Source organism: Bacillus sp. UNC125MFCrub1.1 (assembly GCF_000701305.1).
Lineage (GTDB): Bacteria > Bacillota > Bacilli > Bacillales > Bacillaceae > Bacillus > Bacillus altitudinis.
Genome location: NZ_KL370769.1, coordinates 268,906 through 288,902, shown reverse-complemented (window position 1 = coordinate 288,902; position 19,997 = coordinate 268,906). Strand labels below are relative to the sequence as shown.

17 protein-coding genes are annotated in these 19,997 nt (G+C 43.0%); 5 read left to right on the top strand and 12 right to left on the bottom strand.

The features are described from left to right. Window positions 1–93: 93 nt before the first annotated feature. Window positions 94–789: a hypothetical protein gene (locus N521_RS14245; RefSeq protein WP_142759405.1), complete on the bottom strand. Its 696-nt coding sequence runs from the start codon at window positions 787–789 to the stop codon at window positions 94–96. Between the two features lie 159 nt (window positions 790–948). Here N521_RS14245 and N521_RS14240 point away from each other — a divergent pair, with 159 nt between their 5' ends. Further along, window positions 949–2,760, top strand: coding sequence for an assimilatory sulfite reductase (NADPH) flavoprotein subunit (locus N521_RS14240; protein ID WP_035391849.1), 1,812 nt, complete (start codon window positions 949–951; stop codon window positions 2,758–2,760). Window positions 2,761–2,793: 33 nt separating this feature from the next. After that, entirely contained in the window at window positions 2,794–4,512 is a 1,719-nt protein-coding gene (gene cysI, locus N521_RS14235) for an assimilatory sulfite reductase (NADPH) hemoprotein subunit (RefSeq protein WP_035391846.1), read from the top strand. Window positions 4,513–4,539: 27 nt separating this feature from the next. Here cysI and N521_RS14230 read toward each other — a convergent pair whose 3' ends face one another. The 10 genes from N521_RS14230 to N521_RS14185 all read right to left on the bottom strand — a co-directional run bounded on the left by N521_RS14230 (window position 4,540) and on the right by N521_RS14185 (window position 16,746). Continuing rightward, window positions 4,540–6,474, bottom strand: coding sequence for an AMP-binding protein (locus tag N521_RS14230; protein WP_035391844.1), 1,935 nt, complete (start codon window positions 6,472–6,474; stop codon window positions 4,540–4,542). 14 nt (window positions 6,475–6,488) lie between these two features. Beyond that, window positions 6,489–8,012, bottom strand: a complete 1,524-nt coding sequence (locus N521_RS14225) for an acyl-CoA carboxylase subunit beta (RefSeq protein ID WP_035391843.1) — start codon at window positions 8,010–8,012, stop codon at window positions 6,489–6,491. An 18-nt stretch (window positions 8,013–8,030) separates the two neighbouring features. Beyond that, entirely contained in the window at window positions 8,031–8,813 is a 783-nt protein-coding gene (locus N521_RS14220; protein ID WP_035391841.1) for an enoyl-CoA hydratase, read from the bottom strand. A 15-nt stretch (window positions 8,814–8,828) separates the two neighbouring features. Further along, complete coding sequence (locus N521_RS14215) at window positions 8,829–9,734, bottom strand: hydroxymethylglutaryl-CoA lyase (RefSeq protein WP_035391839.1); 906 nt, start codon at window positions 9,732–9,734, stop codon at window positions 8,829–8,831. Between the two features lie 12 nt (window positions 9,735–9,746). Beyond that, entirely contained in the window at window positions 9,747–9,962 is a 216-nt protein-coding gene (locus N521_RS14210; RefSeq protein WP_008346646.1) for an acetyl-CoA carboxylase biotin carboxyl carrier protein subunit, read from the bottom strand. Next, the gene (locus N521_RS14205) at window positions 9,959–11,308 is read right to left on the bottom strand and encodes an acetyl-CoA carboxylase biotin carboxylase subunit (protein WP_035391838.1); all 1,350 of its coding nucleotides are present in this window, start codon (window positions 11,306–11,308) and stop codon (window positions 9,959–9,961) included. Before N521_RS14205 ends, N521_RS14210 begins: the two co-directional genes overlap by 4 nt. A gap of 8 nt (window positions 11,309–11,316) precedes the next feature. Further along, on the bottom strand, window positions 11,317–12,954 hold the full coding sequence (locus N521_RS14200; protein ID WP_035391835.1) for an AMP-binding protein: 1,638 nt from the start codon (window positions 12,952–12,954) through the stop codon (window positions 11,317–11,319). A 42-nt stretch (window positions 12,955–12,996) separates the two neighbouring features. Then, window positions 12,997–14,139, bottom strand: coding sequence for an acyl-CoA dehydrogenase family protein (locus N521_RS14195; protein WP_008346640.1), 1,143 nt, complete (start codon window positions 14,137–14,139; stop codon window positions 12,997–12,999). Between the two features lie 159 nt (window positions 14,140–14,298). Beyond that, entirely contained in the window at window positions 14,299–15,834 is a 1,536-nt protein-coding gene (locus N521_RS14190; protein WP_035391833.1) for a glycoside hydrolase family 10-like protein, read from the bottom strand. A 24-nt stretch (window positions 15,835–15,858) separates the two neighbouring features. Beyond that, window positions 15,859–16,746, bottom strand: coding sequence for a tyrosine-protein phosphatase (locus N521_RS14185; RefSeq protein ID WP_035391830.1), 888 nt, complete (start codon window positions 16,744–16,746; stop codon window positions 15,859–15,861). 90 nt (window positions 16,747–16,836) lie between these two features. Here N521_RS14185 and N521_RS14180 point away from each other — a divergent pair, with 90 nt between their 5' ends. Both N521_RS14180 and N521_RS14175 read left to right on the top strand, forming a co-directional pair. Further along, entirely contained in the window at window positions 16,837–17,589 is a 753-nt protein-coding gene (locus N521_RS14180; RefSeq protein ID WP_017359514.1) for a DeoR/GlpR family DNA-binding transcription regulator, read from the top strand. 121 nt (window positions 17,590–17,710) lie between these two features. Then, on the top strand, window positions 17,711–18,100 hold the full coding sequence (locus N521_RS14175; RefSeq protein ID WP_035391828.1) for a tautomerase family protein: 390 nt from the start codon (window positions 17,711–17,713) through the stop codon (window positions 18,098–18,100). 33 nt (window positions 18,101–18,133) lie between these two features. Here the strand turns inward: N521_RS14175 and N521_RS14170 are convergent, their stop codons facing one another. Beyond that, window positions 18,134–18,688: a hypothetical protein gene (locus tag N521_RS14170; protein ID WP_035391826.1), complete on the bottom strand. Its 555-nt coding sequence runs from the start codon at window positions 18,686–18,688 to the stop codon at window positions 18,134–18,136. 125 nt (window positions 18,689–18,813) lie between these two features. Here N521_RS14170 and N521_RS14165 point away from each other — a divergent pair, with 125 nt between their 5' ends. Then, window positions 18,814–19,947 (top strand): CdaR family transcriptional regulator, encoded by a 1,134-nt coding sequence (locus N521_RS14165; protein ID WP_035391824.1) that lies wholly within the window; start codon window positions 18,814–18,816, stop codon window positions 19,945–19,947. The last annotated feature ends 50 nt before the right edge of the window (window positions 19,948–19,997 follow it).

Genomic DNA, 19,997 nt, shown 5'->3' with positions numbered 1-19,997 from the left:
CTCTCCTATTTATTCTTATCCATAATGATTAGATCATGATAATACTTATCAATAAGAAGAGTATTATTTGATGAATAATCGAGAATTTAATTTTTAACTAATTCCCAAAATTACTTCAACTTCTTTAATATGGTCTAATTCATAGAACATAAAAAATTCAGCTTCTTTTAAATTTGGAGATTTCATCAAAATCTCTAAACGATCAGAATAATAACCAAAAGAGATTACTTTCCAATTCACAGCTCTTATCTTTTGCAATTGTCTATAATCCTCTTGGAATTTTTCCTCTCGTTTTAATTTCATTAAATATATTTCATCAATTAAATTGAAAAGTTTATTTGTTTTGGAAACATCAAATCTTCTAATGAGAAGAACGATAAAAACAATTATTAAAATACTTGAAGCACAATATAAATAAGTATCAAATATACTGAATGAAAGTTTATCAAAATCATTCTGCTGCTCATGTGAGCTATCAAGTAATTTCGGATCGTTAGAATTGTATTTTCTAGAAATAAAATTTAATCCAAAGTTAAAATATGAATTAAAGTAAGAATTCAAAAATAAAAATATTGGCACAATTGTTATTGTAATAATTGAAGCTTTTGTAGAAAAATTGGCAGCTCTTTCGTATTTATCTTTCGCATAAATTCGTAAATCAGAAATTTGACTCAGATTTAATTTTTCTAATTCCTTTCTATGGATTGACACATTCTTTGCTAACTTAAACTTAACTTTTGGATCTTCTAAATCTCTAATAATACTCATATTACCTCCTTGACTAAACATGTTCATTTCACCTTGCACAGCTATTAGAAATCTTAATCATGACAATCAATATTATATATTTTACTTAATGGCAAACTTTCGGTAAAGTTCAAATTGAACCTATATATATAATTCCTATCGAATTAATCTATGTTTATATTCCTTGTGAGGTGGATATTGTTGCAACTTCATGTATTGAACAGTCCGTTTAGCCAGGAGCAGGCAGAGTTACTCAATCAGCTGCTTCCGACTTTAACAGATCAGCAAAAAATTTGGCTTACTGGTTATTTATCAGCGCAGGCAGCGCTTGCCGGCTCAGAAGCTGTCACTCCGGCGCCTTCTGCCGCAGCACCTGTACAGCCTGTGAGCAAAGATGTGACCGTGCTTTATGGGTCGCAAACAGGCAATTCCGAAGGGTTAGCAAAAAAGACAGCCCAGCATCTTGAAGAGAAAGGCTTTCAAGTGACGCTCTCTTCTATGTCCGATTTTAAACCGAATAATCTGAAAAAAATAAACAATTTACTGGTCATTGTCAGCACACATGGCGAAGGAGATCCGCCGGATAATGCCCTTTCGTTCCATGAATATGTTCACGGCAGACGTGCGCCAAAGCTCGATCATTTAAGCTTTTCTGTCCTTTCATTAGGTGACAGCTCATACGAATTCTTCTGTCAGACAGGAAAAGAATTTGATGAACGCTTCCAAGAGCTTGGCGGTACTCGCCTGTTTGACCGAGTGGACTGTGACCTTGATTATGATGAGCCGTTTTCAGAATGGCTTCAAGGTGTTGCCTCTTCTTTGAGTGAAGGTGAAGCTGTCTCACTGCCGCAAGAATCAGCGGGAGCCAACAGTACGGCCGTTTCTGAATATTCAAGAACGAATCCTTTTTATGCTGAAGTTCTTGAAAATATCAACTTAAATGGGCGTGGATCTAATAAAGAAACACGTCACTTAGAGCTTTCTCTTGAAGGATCAGGCCTCGTGTATGAGCCAGGTGACAGCCTTGGCATTTATCCGACAAATGATCCTGCGCTTGTCGACGAACTGATTCAAACATGCGGGTGGAATGCAGAAGAATCCGTCACCGTTCATAAAAATGGAGACACTCTTCCTTTAAAAGACGCACTCACCTCGCATTTTGAGATCACGGTTTTAACAAAACCACTTCTTCAAAAGATCGCTGAACTGACAAAAAGCGAATCCTTGCATGCCCTTTTAGAAGAAGGAAACGAAGAAAAACTGAAAGAATATATCGCAGGCCGGGACTTAGTAGATGCGGCTCGTGATTTCGGTCCTTTTGAAGGAACCGCCGCAGATTTCACGTCCATTTTAAGAAAAATCCCTGCACGCCTTTATTCCATTGCAAGCAGTCTCAAAGCAAATGACGAAGAGGTTCATTTGACGATAGGGGCTGTCAGATATGATGCGCACGGCAGAGAACGCCAAGGTGTCTGTTCGATTCTATGTGCAGAGCGCCTGCAGCCAGGTGATACGTTACCTGTTTATATTCAGCACAACCAAAACTTTAAGCTTCCTCAAGATCCAGATGCACCGATCATTATGGTAGGACCAGGCACAGGCATCGCCCCTTTCCGTTCATTTATGCAGGAGCGTGAGGAACTGGGTGCAAACGGAAAGTCATGGTTATTCTTCGGTGATCAGCATTTTGTGACGGATTTCTTATACCAAACGGAATGGCAAAAGTGGTTAAAGGACGGCGTCTTAACGAAAATGGACGTGGCTTTTTCAAGAGATACTGAGGAAAAAGTATATGTCCAGCACCAAATGAAGAAACAAAGCAAAGAATTATTTGAATGGCTTGAGCAAGGTGCTTACGTGTATATTTGCGGAGATGAAAAGCATATGGCGCATGATGTCCACAATACCCTTCTATCCATCATTCAAGAAGAAGGTGCGATGAGCAAAGAAAAAGCAGAAAGCTATCTTGCCAACTTACAGCAACAAAAACGCTATCAGCGTGACGTTTATTGATTTGATGCTTGAAAGAAAGGAGCTTTTACTTACATGGTGAAGACAGCATTAACAGCGCCGGATGGACCTCCGAGCGACGTAGAGGAAATCAAAGAAAAAAGTGATTATTTACGGGGTACGTTAAAAGAAGTGATGCTTGATCCGATTTCAGCGGGAATTCCTGATGATGACAACCGTCTGATGAAGCATCACGGCAGCTACTTACAAGACGATCGTGATCTGAGAAATGAACGACAAAAACAAAAGCTTGAGCCTGCCTATCAATTTATGCTGCGTGTCCGTCTGCCTGGCGGAATCGCCACATCTAAGCAGTGGCTTGTGATGGATGAGCTTGCTCACAAATACGGAAACGGTACGTTAAAGCTGACTACTCGTGAAACCTTTCAGCTTCACGGTATTTTAAAATGGAACATGAAAAAGACCATTCAAGACATTCATTCTACTATGCTTGATACAATTGCTGCTTGCGGCGACGTGAACCGGAATGTCATGTGTACTTCAAACCCCTATCAATCAGAAGTGCACCATGATGTATACGAGCTGGCGAAAAAATTAAGTGATGACCTGCTCCCGCAAACAAGAGCTTATCACGAAATTTGGCTTGATGAGGAAAAGGTTGCGGTAACGCCAGATAAGGAAGTTGAACCGATGTATGGTCCGCTTTATTTGCCAAGGAAATTCAAAATTGGTGTGGCGGTCCCTCCTGCTAACGATATTGATGTCTTTTCGCAGGATTTAGGCTTTATTGCCATTATCGAAAACGATCAACTGGTCGGTTTTAATGTCGCAATTGGCGGCGGAATGGGTATGACGCATGGTGATACAGCGACTTATCCGCAGCTTGCAAAGGTCATCGGTTTTTGTACACCTGAACAAGTCGTAGAAATTGCCAAACAAGTCATCACCATTCAACGTGACTACGGAAACCGTTCCGTGCGAAAAAATGCCCGCTTTAAATATACGGTGGACCGCCTTGGTCTTGAGAATGTAAAAGAAGAACTTGAGCGCCGTCTTGGGTTTACTCTTTTAGAGGCAAAGGACTATCACTTTGATCATAACGGTGACCGTTATGGCTGGGTAAAAGGCATTAATGGCAGATGGCATTATACGATGTTTGTAGAAGGCGGACGCATCACAGATTATAATGATTATCCGCTGATGACAGGCATCCGCGAAATCGCCAAAGTTCATACAGGTGACTTCCGTCTAACCGCCAATCAGAATTTAATCATTGGGAATGTGACAACTCATAAAAAGAAACAAATCGAACAGCTCATTCAGAAGTTTGGTTTATCAGACGGCCAGCAGCATTCCGCCCTGCGCCGCAGCTCAATGGCTTGTGTATCTTTGCCAACTTGCGGTTTAGCGATGGCTGAAGCAGAGCGCTACCTTCCACGATTGATTGATAAAATCGAAGACATCGTTGAAGAAAACGGATTAAGTGATAAAGAAATCACCATTCGAATGACTGGTTGTCCAAATGGTTGTGCTCGTCATGCGCTTGGAGAGATTGGATTTATCGGAAAATCACCTGGTAAGTATAATATGTATCTTGGTGCCGCATTTGATGGCAGCAGATTAAGTAAATTATACCGTGAAAATGTGGGTGAGGAAGACATTCTAAAAGAACTTGGCTCTATTCTCCCCCGCTACGCAAAAGAACGAGAAGAACATGAACATTTCGGCGATTTTGTCATTCGTGCAGGGATTGTGAAAGAGACAACAGATGGAACGAATTTTCATGTGCAATAAAAAGAGACAGGAATTATCCTGTCTTTTTTATTTTTTCTGTCTCTTATTCAAGTATTCGGTCAGACTCTTATATACATCTGGATTGTCTAATGAAGATAGATCGGGTGAAGGCTGCTCTTCATACGCCCCTTTAAGTAAACGTCGTACAATTTTTCCATTCCTTGTTTTCGGTAAAGCTGAAATGAGATGAACTTCTTTTGGTGTGAGCGCTTTTCCAGCATGTGAACCAACATGGGCTGAAAGCTCTTGGATAAGGGCTGCTTCTTCAAAAGCATGCGGACTGGTCACGATGAAACAGACGAGCGCCTCCCCTTTCACCTCATCCTTTACCCCAATCACAGCGGCTTCATGCACGGCAGGATGCCATGTAAGGATGGATTCAATTTCAGCTGGCCCGATACGTTTCCCTGCTGTATTAATGACATCATCCGATCTGCCGGTGATGTGGAATTCTCCGTCCTCTGTTTGCATGACCCAATCTCCATGTGTCCATACACCATCAAATCGTTTGAAATACGTATCTTCATAACGCTCCGGTTCGTTCCAAAAACCACATGTCATGCCGACCCATGGCTTTTTCACCACAAGCTCCCCTACCTCATTCATCACGCTTTGCCCAGCTTCATTGTATACATCTGCCGCCATTCCTAAGATCGCCGCATTAAAGAGAATCGGTTTGATGGGTCGAAGCAGCGTACTGCCTACAATGCCACCAGAAACCTCGGTTCCTCCTGAATAATTTAAGATGGGAATGTTCTTTTGACCAATGGTGTGAAATAACCATTGCCACGGAGCTTCATTCCACGGCTCCCCAGTAGAAATAATGGCTTTGACATGCGGTAACTCGACCCCATCAATCGATTGCTGCATCGCAGAACGAACAAATGTAGGGGAAAGTCCAAAATGAGTGACTTTCTTCTCGTGGATGAATGACCAGAGCTGCTGCTCATCTGGATAATCGGGAGCGCCGTCATATAAAACGATGGCAGCGCCATTGATCAAGCCGCCAAAGACGAGGAATGGCCCCATCATCCAGCCCATATCAGTCAGCCAAAACAACCGGTCTCCTTTTGCCACATCCATACATAGCCCGGCATCAAAAGCTGCCTTTATCGGAAAGCCTGCGTGTGTATGAACGGCTCCCTTTGGTGTGCCGGTTGTGCCTGACGTATATAAGATCATCAGCGGGTCTTCATTTGTGACATAGGTCGCGCCGGTGATCGGCTGTTCTTGTAACAAATCATTCAGCAGGACATCGCCCTGATATCCGGTATGAGAGGAAGTGTGCACAATCACTTTTTGCACAGTTGTGGTTTTGTTGATGGCATCTGCCACACATTCCCGCATGTTGATCGTTTTCCCTCGCCGCATCATTTCATTCGCTGTGACGACAATGGATGCGCCTGACGCACGAATGCGTACAGCGAGTGGCTCGCTTCCATAGCCTGAGAAGACTGGGCTGAAAATCACACCAATCTTTGCAAAGGCAAGCATGACGGCGACCGTTTCTGGAAGCATCGGCATATAGATGATGGCTACATCCCCTTTTTGAAGTCCTTCTTTCAAAAAGCCAGCTGCAAGACGGCTCACCTTCTCTTGAAGTTCGAGAAATGACCATTTCTTTTCTTCACCGGCTTCATTGCTCCAAATGATGGCGGGCTGATGCCTCGTCTCTTCTTTTTCTGCCCATTTGTCCACAGCCGTTTCGGTGATGTTGAGTGTGCCGCCCTGATACCATTTCGGCCACATCAATGAGTGGTGACCTAATGCCGCTTCATATGGTTTTTTCCACTGAATGCCGACCGCCTTTTCCGCTTCTCTCCAAAACCAGTCTGTGCGATCAATACTGGCTTGATAGAATGAGTCATACGTAGAAAAACCAAGAGATTTCATCCACTGATGCAAACGTGTTTTTTGGCTCTGCTTTTCTTCCGGTATCCATTCTGGTTTCTGGTTGATCATGAGGTCTGCCCCCTTTAGACCGGATAGACCGGATGTTTTCGTTTCGTAAATGTCATGTCTTTCGATGAGTAGGCTAGTAATCTATGACAAAGTTCCGTTCTTAGACGTTCAAATGGGATGACGCCATCGACAATCATTTCAGAGGCAAGCTCATAGATATTCATATCTTCCTGGTATTCCTTCCGTTTCTCTTGTATAAATAAAGCCCTCTCTTCGGGCGGGAGTTCTGCAATTTTATTTGCATAGACGGCATTTACAGCGGCTTCTGGACCCATCACAGCGATTTGCGCCGATGGAAGAGCGAGACAGCAGTCTGGCTCAAAAGCAGGGCCTGCCATTGCATATAGTCCTGCTCCGTATGCTTTACGGACGATGACGGATATTTTCGGAACGGTCGCTTCTGACATAGCGGAGATCATTTTTGCCCCATGACGAATAATGCCGGCTTGTTCCACTTTTGTTCCAATCATAAATCCTGGTATGTCCGCGAGAAAGAGCAGCGGGATATGAAAGGCATCACAGAGCTGAATAAACTTGGCGGCTTTATCAGCTGAGTCGTGGAATAATACGCCGCCTTTGACCCTTGGCTGATTGGCAATGAGACCGATAGGCTGACCGTTCATTCTGCCAAAGCCGGTGATTAACTCTGCGGCAAACAGCTTTTTGATTTCAAAAAATGACCCTTCATCAATCAGTAAATCGATGAGTTGATACATATCAAATGGGGTATTCTGGCCTTTAGGGATTAAGTCTTGGATGGTGGTTTCAGATGGTTTAGGTGCTTTTGCTGCTGTCGTTTTTGGTTTTTCTGTATAGTTGGCAGGCATATAGGTTAAATAATCACGTGCAATTTGAATGGCCTCTTCCTCTGTTTTGGCTAATATATCTCCGCATCCAGAAATGCTACAATGCATTTTCGCACCGCCCATTTCCTCAAGCGATACTTTTTCACCGATCACCATTTCAGCCATTCGCGGCGAGCCTAAATACATAGAGGCATTTCCTTCGACCATGACGACAATGTCACAAAAAGCAGGGATATACGCACCGCCGGCTGCAGATGGACCGAAGAGTAAACAAATTTGCGGGATACGTCCAGACAGCTTGACTTGGTTATAAAAAATGCGCCCTGCTCCTCTTCTGCCTGGGAACATGGCGATTTGATCAGTGATTCTTGCACCCGCAGAATCGACTAAATACAGCATTGGACAATTGAGCTTCTCGGCCGTTTCTTGAATTCGAATGATTTTTTCTACTGTTTTGACGCCCCACGATCCTGCTTTAACCGTAGAGTCGTTTGCCATGACGCAAACAGTCTGCCCATTCATACGCCCGGTTCCTGTGACGACACCATCTGCTGGTAAATGTTCATCTTTGCACTCTGCAAACATGGCATCTTCAATGAAAGAATCCTCATCTAATAGCAAATGAAGCCGATCACGGACAAATAATTTTCCTTTTTCTTTGTTTTTTTGATGGTAGCGTTCTGCCCCGCCCTTTTCAATTTGTTGTTTTTTTAATTCATATTCTTCGATCATAAACATACCCCTCTCTTGCTATTTCCCTCTGTAATAAGGCGTTCGTTTTTCTTGAAAAGCCTTGAGACCTTCTAGTCGATCTTCTGTATGAATAAGCCGCAGATAAGCTTCGTATTCTTTCGTCAGACCTGTTTGTAAATCGTGATCAAGGCTGGATTGAATGGCTTGTTTTGCTTCTTTTAAAGCAATCGGTCCATTCTTGGTGATTTGTTTTGCGAGTGTGATGGCATCATTCATCAGTGAATCGGCTGTAGAGATACGTTCAATCAATCCGATTTGAACAGCTTCTTCTGCTCGTAAAGAAGTGCCTGTGAAGATCATTTCTTTCGCTTTCCCGGGTCCGATCAGGCGCGGAAGTCTTTGTGTGCCCCCTGCTCCCGGCAGGATAGCTAGTCCTGTTTCCGGCAGGCCTAGCGCTGCACCCGCTCTTGCGATGCGGAGATCACAGGCGAGCGCCAGCTCAAGACCCCCGCCAAGTGCGTGTCCGTTTATCACGGCAATGACAGGAACAGGCAAAGATTCAATGTCTGTAAAGGTTTGCTGAATGGTCAGAACGGCTTCTTTGGCTTCTTGTTCTGTCATCAATCGCCGTTCTTTTAAGTCTGCTCCTGCGCAAAAAACTTTAGCGCCAGCTCCTGTCATGAGCAAACAGCGGATGTTTGCATCATGTTTGATTTCTTGAATTGTTTGGTTGATTTCCTCTAGCATAGCAGCTGATAGAGCATTGGCTTGTGCTGGTCTGTTTAAGGTCATGATGCCAATGTAATCATCTTGTATTGAAAAATGGACCAATGATGTCATGTGATTCACCCTTTATCAAGTAGTGTGAGACTGAAAAGCGCGTAAACAGTGACTTGGCAGGGTTCGATCCACTTTTGCTTCAATCCATTCAGCCGCTTTGATCAAGCGAGGGAGGTCGACATTTGTTTCGATCCCGAGTTTGTGAAGCATGTGCACCACGTCTTCTGTCGCCACGTTTCCGCTGGAGCCAGGTGCATAAGGACAACCGCCAAGCCCCCCGCTAGAGGCATCAAATATGGTGATGCCGGCTTTTAATGCTGTATAAATATTGGCAAGCCCCATTCCTTTCGTATCATGAAAATGAAGCGCGATTTTATCAGCAGGAAAGCGTTCAAGTAAAAGGTCTAACCGTCTTTCTACTTGTAGGGGATGGGCTTCCCCAATGGTATCCCCGAGTGATATTTCATCAATGCCGAAGGAGAGCAGTTGTTCCGTTAATCGCAGCACTTGGTCCATCGGCACTTGTTTTTCATAAGGACATCCAAACACGGTTGAAATATAGGCCCGCGTTTGCCGTCCTTCTGCTTTTAAATCGGCTGTCATTTGTTTGATCACAGGCAGTGTTTCCTGTATAGATCGATTCATATTCTTTTTGTTATGTGTCTCACTCGCTGAGATAAACATAGCCCCTACCTCAAGGTTTGCTTCAAAAAAATGAGCTAACCCCTTTTCATTTGGGATGAGTGCGGCATAGGTAATATCCTCTTTTTTGTTTAATGATTGGGCTAATTCTTTGGCGTCTTTTAAGGCTGGAACCCATTTCGGATGAACAAATGAGGTGACTTCAATATAAGGAAGATGGGCTTCTTCGAGTAAATGGATCCATGTTCGCTTCTCCATTGTGTCCAGCCAAACGGATTCATTTTGCAGGCCATCGCGCGGGCCGACCTCTCTAATGAGCACGTTTTTTGGTAATGCCATGCGGCTTTCCCCCTATTCTGTCAGCTCCAAAAGTACCTCTCCCTCGTCAACAAAGTCCCCCTCCGCCTTATACACTTTACTGATCACACCTGCTTCTTCTGCAACAATGGGAATCTCCATTTTCATCGATTCTAAGATGGCGACTTCCTGTCCTTTTTGCACGTCATCACCCTGTTTCACAAGAAGCTTCCATAAGTTTCCGGCCATTTGTATCGTGACAGTTTTCATGAACGGTTTTCCTCCCTTTTTTTCATCAGATAATCGGTTGTGATGCTGCCATGTAAAAAGGCAGTTGATTCGGCTATTTCCTTTAAAAGCGGTACATTGGTTTTGATCCCTTCTATTTCATATGCTTGTAATGCTGCTTTTAATCGTTCTATGGCGAGTTTTCGAGTATCACCGTACACAATCATTTTCGCAATCATTGGATCGTAAAATGGGGTAATGACACTTCCACTCGTGACGCTTGACTCATGACGGATGTATGGGGCATCAGGTGTAGAAAGCCGAGTGATCGTGCCTGGCGAAGGGTAAAATGTCACAGGGTCTTCAGCGTATATTCTAACTTCAATCGCGTGCCCAATTTGATGGATATCCTCTTGGCTGAAGGACAGGGGCTCTAATGCTGCAATTTTTAGCTGCTCCTCGACAAGGTCAATCCCCGTAATTTCTTCAGTGACAGGGTGTTCTACTTGCAATCTCGTATTCATTTCTAAGAAATAAAATTGCTGGTTTTGATCGACTAAACATTCAATCGTGCCCGCATTTTCATACCCAATTGCTTTGGCAGCTTTGACGGCCATCTGTCCCATTTGCTGTCTCACCGTTTCTTCAAGACAGACGGCTGGTGCCTCTTCAACAATTTTCTGATGTCTTCTTTGGAGTGAACAATCTCTTTCAAATAAGTGAACGCCGTGACCGAACGAATCAAAAAGAACTTGAATTTCGATGTGCCGTGCGTGTTCAATCACCTTTTCCATGTACAACGTACCGTCTTGAAAGAAACTTTGTGCTCTTTTTTGATTTCCTTCAAACGCTCGATGCAGTTCTTCGTCATTGCGGACGAGCTGCATACCAATCCCACCGCCACCACTCGATGCTTTTAGCATAATGGGATAGCCGAGTGTCTGTGCTTTATGAACCCCTTCGTCTGCATCATGGAGCGGGGCTGAAACACCAGGAACGATTGGGATGCCCGCTTGTTCCATCGTTTTTCTCGCTTCAATTTTATTTCCCATCTGCTGAATGACTTGTGCAGATGGTCCAATAAAGGCAATGCCTTCGCTCCGGCAGCGCTCAGCAAATGCCGCATTTTCTGATAAAAGACCATACCCTGGGTGGATAGCATCAGCATTTGTTTGTTTGGCAACCTTAATGATCGCTTCCATGTTTAAATAGCTTTCAGAAACTTTAGCGCCGCCGATATAATAGGCGCTGTCTGCTTCTTGCACATGGAGTGCATGCTGATCAGCCTCTGAATAAACGGCAACGGTTTTGATTCCGAGCCGTTTACATGTCCGAATCACTCTACGGGCAATTTCGCCTCGATTGGCGATCAATACTTGTTCAAACATCGCTGCCTTCACTCCTTTATTAGATCAAGCGCCTGCTTTTTCAAGCGGAATTTCTGAATTTTGCCTGAGGCGGTCATTGGGTACTCATCTGTAATGAAAAAGTATTTCGGGATTTTGTAGCGTGCCATTTGTGACTGACAATAGCTCGTTAATGTCTCAATTGAGACCGACTTCCCTTGTTTCAGCCGAATGAATGCGGCTGCTTCCTCGCCGTATGTCTCGTCAGGAATACCAACGACCTGTGCGTCAAGAATGGCAGGGTGAGTGTATAGGACATCCTCAATCTCTTTTGGGTACACATTCTCTCCGCCTCTGATGATCATATCTTTGAGCCGGCCTGTGATTTTCACATAACCGTCATGATCCATCTCAGCTAAATCCCCTGTATGAAGCCATCCGTCCTCATCAATGACTTCATTTGTTGCTTCTTCGTTTTTATAATAGCCCTTCATGACATGGTAACCTCTTGTACAAAGCTCTCCTTGCTGTCCTCTTGGCACTTCTTCTGATGTCCCTGGTAAAGCAATTTTGACTTCAATTTGAGGAAGCGCACGTCCGACCGTTTGAACACGTCTTTCAAACGAATCATCGGTTCTTGTTTGGGTAATGACGGGTGAACTTTCGGTTTGACCATAGGCAATCGTGAGCTCTCTTAATCCCATTTTTTCAATGACTGCTTTCATGACGTGGGATGGGCAGAGTGAACCGGCCATAATCCCCGTTCGTAATGTGGACAGGTCATAAGAGTGGAAATTTGGATGATCGAGCTCTGCGATGAACATGGTTGGTACACCGTGAAGAACCGTGCATTTTTCTTTTTCTACTGTTTGAAGGACTCGTTCTGGATGGAATGATTCAAGTGGAATGATCGTTCCCCCTTTTGTGAGACAAGCAAGTACACCAAGAACAGAGCCGAAGCAATGAAAAAACGGTACTGGGATACACATACGGTCCTGCTCTGTTAATTTCATACAATCTGCGATCTGACTCGCATTACAGACGATGTTTGTGTGGCTGAGCATGACGCCTTTTGGATAGCCGGTTGTGCCTGAAGTGTACTGCATATTAATAACGTCATCAGGCGTGAGCTCATTCATTCGCTTCTCCCATTCATGATCTTCGGTTCTTTTGGCTGCCACTTGAAGACGATCCCAGCTGAGCATGCCGTTTGGTACATGCTGACCGATATAGATACATCTTTTTAAATAAGGAAATTGTGTGGAAGTGATCTCCTCTTGATGAGCGGTTTGAAGTTCTGGAATCAGCTCTTCAAGCATGTTGACATAGGACGTTTCTTTAAAGCCGTCTACAATAAACAACATTTTGCTGTCAGAATGCTTGAGTAAATAGGCGAGTTCCTGTGATTGAAAATTGGTATTCACAGTGACAAGAACAGCACCAATGTAGGCGCAGGCAAATTGAAGAATGAGCCATTCAGGTATATTTGGTGCCATAATGGCGATGTGATCTCCCTTTTGAACCCCTAATGCCATGAGACCTTTACCTGTTTCCTTGACCTCTCGATAAAACGCTTCGTACGAATAACGTAAAGAACGTTCTGGGTAAACAATGGCTTCATGTGCTGGGTGCTGTTCTTTTTTTTCTCTTAATAGGGAGCCAATCGTTTGCGGGTGAATCGACATCATTGCTTTCCTCCCTTATGTGTAGTAAGCGTTTTCATTGAGGTATTACGCTAACAGCTGTCTTGCGATCACGAGCCGCTGAATTTCAGAGGTTCCTTCTCCGATTTCCATCAGCTTGGCATCTCTCACAAGCCGTTCAACACCGCATTCTTTCATATAGCCTGTTCCGCCATGAATTTGGACCGCATCAAGACTTGCTTTTGTGGCCATTTCTGAAGCAAACAGTTTGGCATAGGCCGCTTCTTTTGTAAATGGTTTGCCTTGATCTTTCAGCCAAGCGGCTTTCCAGACCATTTGTCTTGCAAGCTCTATTTGCATCGCCATATCCGCCAGCTTAAACTGAATGGCCTGGAAGGATGAGAGCGTCTTTCCAAATTGCTTTCTTTCTTTTGCATAGGAAAGTGAAGCATCAAGTGCCGCTTGTGCAATTCCGACGGATAAGGCTGCAATGGAAATTCGTCCGCCGTCTAATGTATATAAAAATTGCTTGAATCCTTTCGATTTGTCTCCTAATATATGATGCGCTGGTACACGTACTTCGTCTAAAATGATTTCAGCCGTATCTGAACCACGAACCCCCATTTTGTCATATGGGTTTGTAATCGACAGTCCCTTTTGTCCTTTCTCCACAATAAAGGCGGAGATGATTGGACGTCCGTTTTCATCATGATCTGTTACAGCGGTGACAATAATCGTTCTGGCATAATTGGCATTTGTGATCCAGCACTTTTCCCCACTGATGACATATTCTTGTCCGTCTTGAATGGCTTTTGTTTTTGTTCCTTTTGCATCTGATCCAGCGTTTGGTTCTGTTAATCCGAAGGAGCCAAGCGCTGTTCCAGAGGCTAATGGAACAAGATGGTCCATCTTTTGCTCCTCCGTCCCGAAGTAATAAAGTGGACTTGCGCCTAAGGAAACCGCTGCGGCATAACTTAAACCTGTACTCGCACACTGTTTTCCAATTTCCTCGACTGCCAGTGCATACGAGATCGTATCTCCTCCAGATCCTCCATATTTCTCTGGAAAGGGTATACCCATAAAACCGAGCTCCCCCATTTTTTGAAATGTTTTTACGGGAAATGCTGCCTGTTCATCAACAGTTTGAGCGTGCGGTGCAATTTCTGTTTTTGCAAATTCTTTGACCATCTGACGGATCATTTGCTGCTCTTTCGTTAATTCAAAATCCATTGTGCTTCCCCCTTTGGCGCTTTTCTATCATATTTATTATTGAAATAGCTGCTTCATGCCAAGCTTGATTGAATTCAGAAAATTAAAATAAAAATAGTAGAAAAATAGAGAAAGCAAAAAAGCATAAATGGAGGAAAACCCTCATTTATGCTGTCTTTGTTATTTTACTGTTTTTGTAGAAGGTTTGCTTTCATGATGAAGGCGATTGAGTGCCGTCACTTTATAGGTATAGCTCTTCTTTTGATTGGCTAAAATGTCTTTCGTTTGTGTGAAGGAACCTGTTTCTTTTCTGACCGTTTGCACAAATTCGTATGTCCCTTTATTCGACAATCGATAGACTGCATAATAGGATGCACTAGAGCGCGGATCATTTTGTATCTGTAAAACTGCGCCATACTCTGTCTTTTTCACAGATTGGATGATTGGTTTTTTTGGCGCTTTTTGATGAAGCCATGGCATCTCTGGTATGAGAGCTGGTTTGCTATAGGTTTCTTCTATTAATCGTTTCTTTACATTCAAGGGATTCCGATTGATATCTTTCAGACTAAAATGCATGCTTCCTTGTACGAGCTGTGACTGCCTGTTCAGCTCGATCTGGCGAAAATACTCCTCTGGATCAGACCAAGCAGGATCACTGTTTTGATTGATTTTATACGTCGCTTGACCAATGTACAAATGAACAGGCTGCCCCTTCACTTCATTTGACCACCATTTCGTCAGCACATCATAGGCAGCGGGCTGAAAGCCGATACTCCAATAAATTTGCGGGGTGATATAATCAATATGGTGCTGCTGTATCCATTCTCTTGTATCAGCATACAAATCATCATAATTGGTCATCCCTGCTGTTGTGTTTGAACCGGTTGGGTCATCTTTTATGTTGCGCCATACACCAAATGGGCTAATGCCGAATTTCACATACGGCTTTTCTTTCTTAATGGTGTTATTGACTTGCTTCACTAGCTCGTTCACATTATCTCTTCGCCAATCTTCTATATGTGTGAATTTCTGCCCGTAAGTTTCATACGTTTCTTGATCTGGAAATGGCACACCAGCGATTTTATTCGGGTAAAAATAATCATCCATATGCACCGCATCAATATCGTAGTTTTTCACCACTTCCTCTATCCCGTCAACAATGAAGTCCTGAGCATCAGGAATGCCTGGATTAAAGTACAGCTGATTTCCGTAGGCGATGGTCCAATCAGGGTGTGCTCTTGCAGGATGATCGGCTGATAACCGGTTGAGATCGGTATGATTCATGGTGATTCGATAAGGGTTAAACCAAGCATGAAATTCAAGGCCGCGTTTATGTGCTTCTTCTATCATAAATTCAAGCGGGTCATATCCAGGGTCTTTCCCTTGTATACCAGTCAAATATTCAGACCATGGCCCGAATTTCGACGGATAAAAGGCATCTGCTGTTGGTTTAATTTGCATGATGACGGTGTTCATATTCATCGCTTTGATGTCGTCTAACAGTTGAATGAACTCTTGTTTCTGCTCATCTCTGGGCAGTCCTTTCTTTGAAGGCCAATCTAAGTTATAAACCGATGCGACCCACACTGCACGCATCTCTCTTGTGCTCTCAAGCTTCCCTTTTGGCATCGAACGAGCTAGACTGCTAGACGGAATCAATAAGAAGACACCCATGAAAACTAGTGTCAGAACCGTCATACTGATCTTTTTCAGCATGGTTTGCATCACCTCATATTAAGTTTATTCTGCGTTTTGTGATGGAATGCCAGCAGATGGTGTAAGCAAGATGTTTTTCATTTTAAGCAGCTGAGCTTGCGGGACGTCGCAGGCTTCTAGTAAATACCGCTCTGCACTTCCGTATGTATCCATCATCTCATTCAGTACATCTTCAAGATAATCTTGCTGCACACCGAGCAGGGGCTGAATTTGTTCTTTTGACACCCGATATAAACTCATCATGCGAACAAATCGTTCTTGTCTTTTCACTAGCATTTTCACGCCTTCATTGGAACGCATGTATTCACTTAAAACGGTATGCACCGGTACACCCGCTGCTAATTGAATAAGAGCAGATAAAAAGCCTGTACGGTCCTTTCCGCTTGTACAGTGAAGCATAAGCGGATAATTTTTTTCATCGGACAGTAATGTAAACAATTGCTGAATCTCTTTTTTTCGCTCATAGAGCATGCTTTGATATACATCTTTCATGATCGGTGTAAAAGATAGAGATTTTCCTTCTGCTATCAGCATTCGAAACATGGTCCATTTGCTAGGCATCATGCTGTCAGGCTGCATAGGGATATGAACAATTTTGTCATGTTCCATGATCTTTGGCGGGTGTGATTTTCGTTCTGAGCTTGTACGCAGGTCACAAATCGTTTGAATTCCAAGTGTTGAGAACGTCAATATGTCTTGCTTCGTGAGACGTGATAAATCGGCAGAGCGATAAATCATTCCTTGTTTGATGACCATCTGATCCGTTGTTTGGAGTCCCCCTACTTCTCTAAAATTTGCAAGCTTTGAAAATTGTATGTTGTGTTGATTCATAGAAGTGAAAATCCTTTCTATCCTCTTTTCTCTATCATACGCTTTTATGAAAAATGAGAAAAGATAAGAGAAAAAGATCATTCGATTCTCCCATGTTGATCAGTGACATCTTTTACGTGGAATTATTGTTATAATAGAATCAGCATATTCGTATTGATTGGAGATTGTAGCATGATAAAAACAAAACGTATTCAGCAAATAAAAGAGTATGTATTTGACCGGGAATCTGCCTCTCTTGATGAGCTTGTGACGCATTTTGGCGTCTCAAAAAACACCATACGCCGAGATGTACAAGCATTGGTAGAATCCGGCGTGCTAAAGAAAGTGTACGGTGGCGTCGCTGTGAATCACTCAACATTGGTGGTGTATCAGGAGCGAAAGACTCGTCAGCTGAGTAAAAAACAATTGATCGGACAGGCTGCCGCTGCTTTTGTTGAACATGGTGATATGATTTTTGTTGATTCTGGTACAACGACACTGGAGATGCTTCCCTATTTGAAGGAGAAACGGATTACCGTTGTGACAAATAACGTGGATTTCATTACACAGGCTATGCCTTATGAACACCTCACCATCTTTTCAACCGGCGGTATGCTAGAACGAAAAACAAATTCTTTCGTTGGTTATCAAAGTGTTGAGCGTCTAAAAGCATACAATGTCAATAAAGCATTTATTGCATCAACGGGTTTATCCATTGATCATGGCGTCACGAATTCCTCCCCGCTTGAGACAGATATTAAAAAAACGCTCGTTGAAAAAAACGCCAAAACCTTTTTATTAGTCGATGATAGTAAGTTTGACCATTATGCCTTGACCACGTTTTGTGACTTAAAAGACATAGACATCGTCGTGACGAATGAACAACCAAATGAAGATTACCTTCAATATGGAAAAGAGCATGATGTGAAGTTTGTCACGCCTTAGTCCAGAGCAAAAAAGCCAAGCGCCAATGTTTTGGCTTTTTTCTTATGCGCAAAAGAGTGAAACGGCGAAGTGTTGGTTACATTATGATTGTACATTTAACACATGTTTGGAGGTTGACCTGATGCCGTTGTTACGTTTTGACGTGATAGAAGGCCGTTCAAAAGAGGAATTAAAAAAACTGCTGGACACCTGCCATGAAGCAATGGTTGATGCCTTTGGGGTACCTGAACGAGATCGCTATCAAATTGTTCATCAGCACCGTCCTGAAGAAATGATCATCGAAGACACTGGGCTTGGTTATCCGAGAACAAAGGATCCGGTTGTCATTAGTGTTGTCAGTAAACAGCGGACGAAAGAGCAAAAGGAACAGCTTTATGCACAAATCGCAGAACGTATAGAAAAAGAATGCGGGGTTGCCAAGACGGATGTGATGATCTCCATCGTGGAAAATGGAGACGCCGATTGGAGCTTCGGGATGGGGAAGGCTCAATTCATAAGAGGATGGCTCTAAAAAACGGCTCAGGAATGTGAGCCGTTTTTTGATTCATTCATTTTCAAGCTGCATGAGCAAGTTGAATAAATAGCGGTACACTGCTGAGATCACACCAATTAAAGGCGTATCTTCTTTGATGTCTTCTAGTTCAAGAAGCGGAATGTTGATATCAAATAACCCGTCTTGTCCATTAAATTGAAGCTGAGCACCATTTAATGTTGAGAGCATCTCTTTTAGTAATCCAGTATCTTTTTTAGGACGCTTCAATCCGAATAACACGGTATACGTCTGAAATACTTCATCCCATTCTATGGCAAGTCCGTCGGCTCTCACCACATCAAACCACTTCGACTCGATATAAATGAATTCTTTTTGTTGTTTTTTTACGTATGTAAGAGGTGTATTTAAAAAGGAAGCATTTTCTGTTTGAATCATTTCCTCCGATTCCTTGTCTACACGTTCTATATAAACATCAGCAAAGCGTGCTTCTTCTGTCATTTTTGCCCCTTCTAACGGCCAATTTTGACTTGCGGCTTTGTTATATTCAAATTCGGTGAGCGCCTGCCCTTCTTTCAATAAATCTTGTAAGCGATTTTGCAGTGACATGACTGTATCTCCTTTCATCTACTTCATATGCGTTTTTTATTTTAGCATAACACATGAAAAGAAAGATATGCCTGAGCATATGATGGTATGATAGTGGAAAAAGAAACATCTCGGAGGGGACCGTTTTGCTCACAATGACACTGGCAGAAAAAATCGTAGATGAGGTCAAAAAGGTACTGACGGAAGAAATCATCATCACACAAACAAACGGTACCATTATTGCTGCAACAGATCCAGCACGCATTGGTCAATTTCATGAAGGAGCATATGTCACATCCTTAGAAGGGCAGAAACGAATTCTCACAAAGGATGATGTGCTGCAGATGAAAGGCGTCAAAGCCGGTATCAATCTGCCTATTTATTTTAAACAAGAAGTCATTGGGGTCATTGGAATGACAGGTGATCCTAGGCATGTCTCCCCTTTTGGCGACATTTTACGTAAAATGACGGAGCTGCTCATTCAAGAGCATGAATTTTTTCAAGAAACGGAAACAGATGAACGGCAGCTTGAAGCCTTTGTGTTCGACTGGCTTCATCTGCCAGAGACAGCGGTTGATATGACCGAGAAAGCGCAGCGGCTTGGCCTTGATGTCAACAAGCAGCGTGTCGCTATTCTCATTGATTGTCAAGACGAATCGTTTATGAAGCAGGATCAATACAAACTGATGAAGGACAAATTGCAACTCACCAATCAGGAGATCATTGTGCGCTGGGGGCATGCACGTTTTTTGCTCATGCTACAAGCCACACCAGATGGTCGTGATACATGGCACAAGCGCTTGTTCCATATTCATGCTGCGCTCACAGCGCTGTCACCATCGAGGATTTTAATGGGGGCAGGAAAACCAGCAGCTTCTCATGTCATGAAGCAGTCCTTTCATCAAGCTTTTCGCGCTTTAAAATTGGCGCATGCTGAAACACCCATTGTGTTTGATGAAGATTTGACGCTTGAACTTTTTATGGAGGAAATCAGTCAGGAAACAAAAGATGCGTTTCTTGATCGAACGATTGCGTCCCTTTTCCCCTATCCTGAACTAGTGAAAACATTGCGGGTTCTCATCGCTTCGGATTACTCATTGAAACATACAGCAGAAGCTATGCATGTCCATATTAATACACTTCATTACCGATTAAAACGGATCCAGGATTTAACCACACTTGATCCAAAGCGTATGCAAGATGCGATGCTTTTTTATTTGGCCTTGCTGCTTTTAGATCATGATACAAAAAATACGATAAAACATCCTGATATTTTGTAGAATCGTCTATAGTCATGTGACGGTTCTTTTTTTATACTGGTAGAAACGAG

Bases quoted from the DNA above. Each gene is read 5' to 3' on its own strand.
- N521_RS14175 (WP_035391828.1), top strand. From the start codon at position 17,711: ATGCCGTTGTTACGTTTTGACGTGATAGAAGGCCGTTCAAAAGAGGAA.
- N521_RS14190 (WP_035391833.1), bottom strand. From the start codon at position 15,834: ATGCTGAAAAAGATCAGTATGACGGTTCTGACACTAGTTTTCATGGGT.
- N521_RS14225 (WP_035391843.1), bottom strand. From the start codon at position 8,012: ATGATCGAAGAATATGAATTAAAAAAACAACAAATTGAAAAGGGCGGG.
- N521_RS14220 (WP_035391841.1), bottom strand. From the start codon at position 8,813: ATGACATCATTGGTCCATTTTTCAATACAAGATGATTACATTGGCATC.
- N521_RS14185 (WP_035391830.1), bottom strand. From the start codon at position 16,746: ATGATCTTTTTCTCTTATCTTTTCTCATTTTTCATAAAAGCGTATGAT.
- N521_RS14215 (WP_035391839.1), bottom strand. From the start codon at position 9,734: ATGGCATTACCAAAAAACGTGCTCATTAGAGAGGTCGGCCCGCGCGAT.
- N521_RS14170 (WP_035391826.1), bottom strand. From the start codon at position 18,688: ATGTCACTGCAAAATCGCTTACAAGATTTATTGAAAGAAGGGCAGGCG.
- N521_RS14180 (WP_017359514.1), top strand. From the start codon at position 16,837: ATGATAAAAACAAAACGTATTCAGCAAATAAAAGAGTATGTATTTGAC.
- N521_RS14205 (WP_035391838.1), bottom strand. From the start codon at position 11,308: ATGTTTGAACAAGTATTGATCGCCAATCGAGGCGAAATTGCCCGTAGA.
- N521_RS14245 (WP_142759405.1), bottom strand. From the start codon at position 789: ATGTTTAGTCAAGGAGGTAATATGAGTATTATTAGAGATTTAGAAGAT.
- cysI (WP_035391846.1), top strand. From the start codon at position 2,794: ATGGTGAAGACAGCATTAACAGCGCCGGATGGACCTCCGAGCGACGTA.
- N521_RS14230 (WP_035391844.1), bottom strand. From the start codon at position 6,474: ATGATCAACCAGAAACCAGAATGGATACCGGAAGAAAAGCAGAGCCAA.
- N521_RS14200 (WP_035391835.1), bottom strand. From the start codon at position 12,954: ATGATGTCGATTCACCCGCAAACGATTGGCTCCCTATTAAGAGAAAAA.
- N521_RS14195 (WP_008346640.1), bottom strand. From the start codon at position 14,139: ATGGATTTTGAATTAACGAAAGAGCAGCAAATGATCCGTCAGATGGTC.
- N521_RS14210 (WP_008346646.1), bottom strand. From the start codon at position 9,962: ATGAAAACTGTCACGATACAAATGGCCGGAAACTTATGGAAGCTTCTT.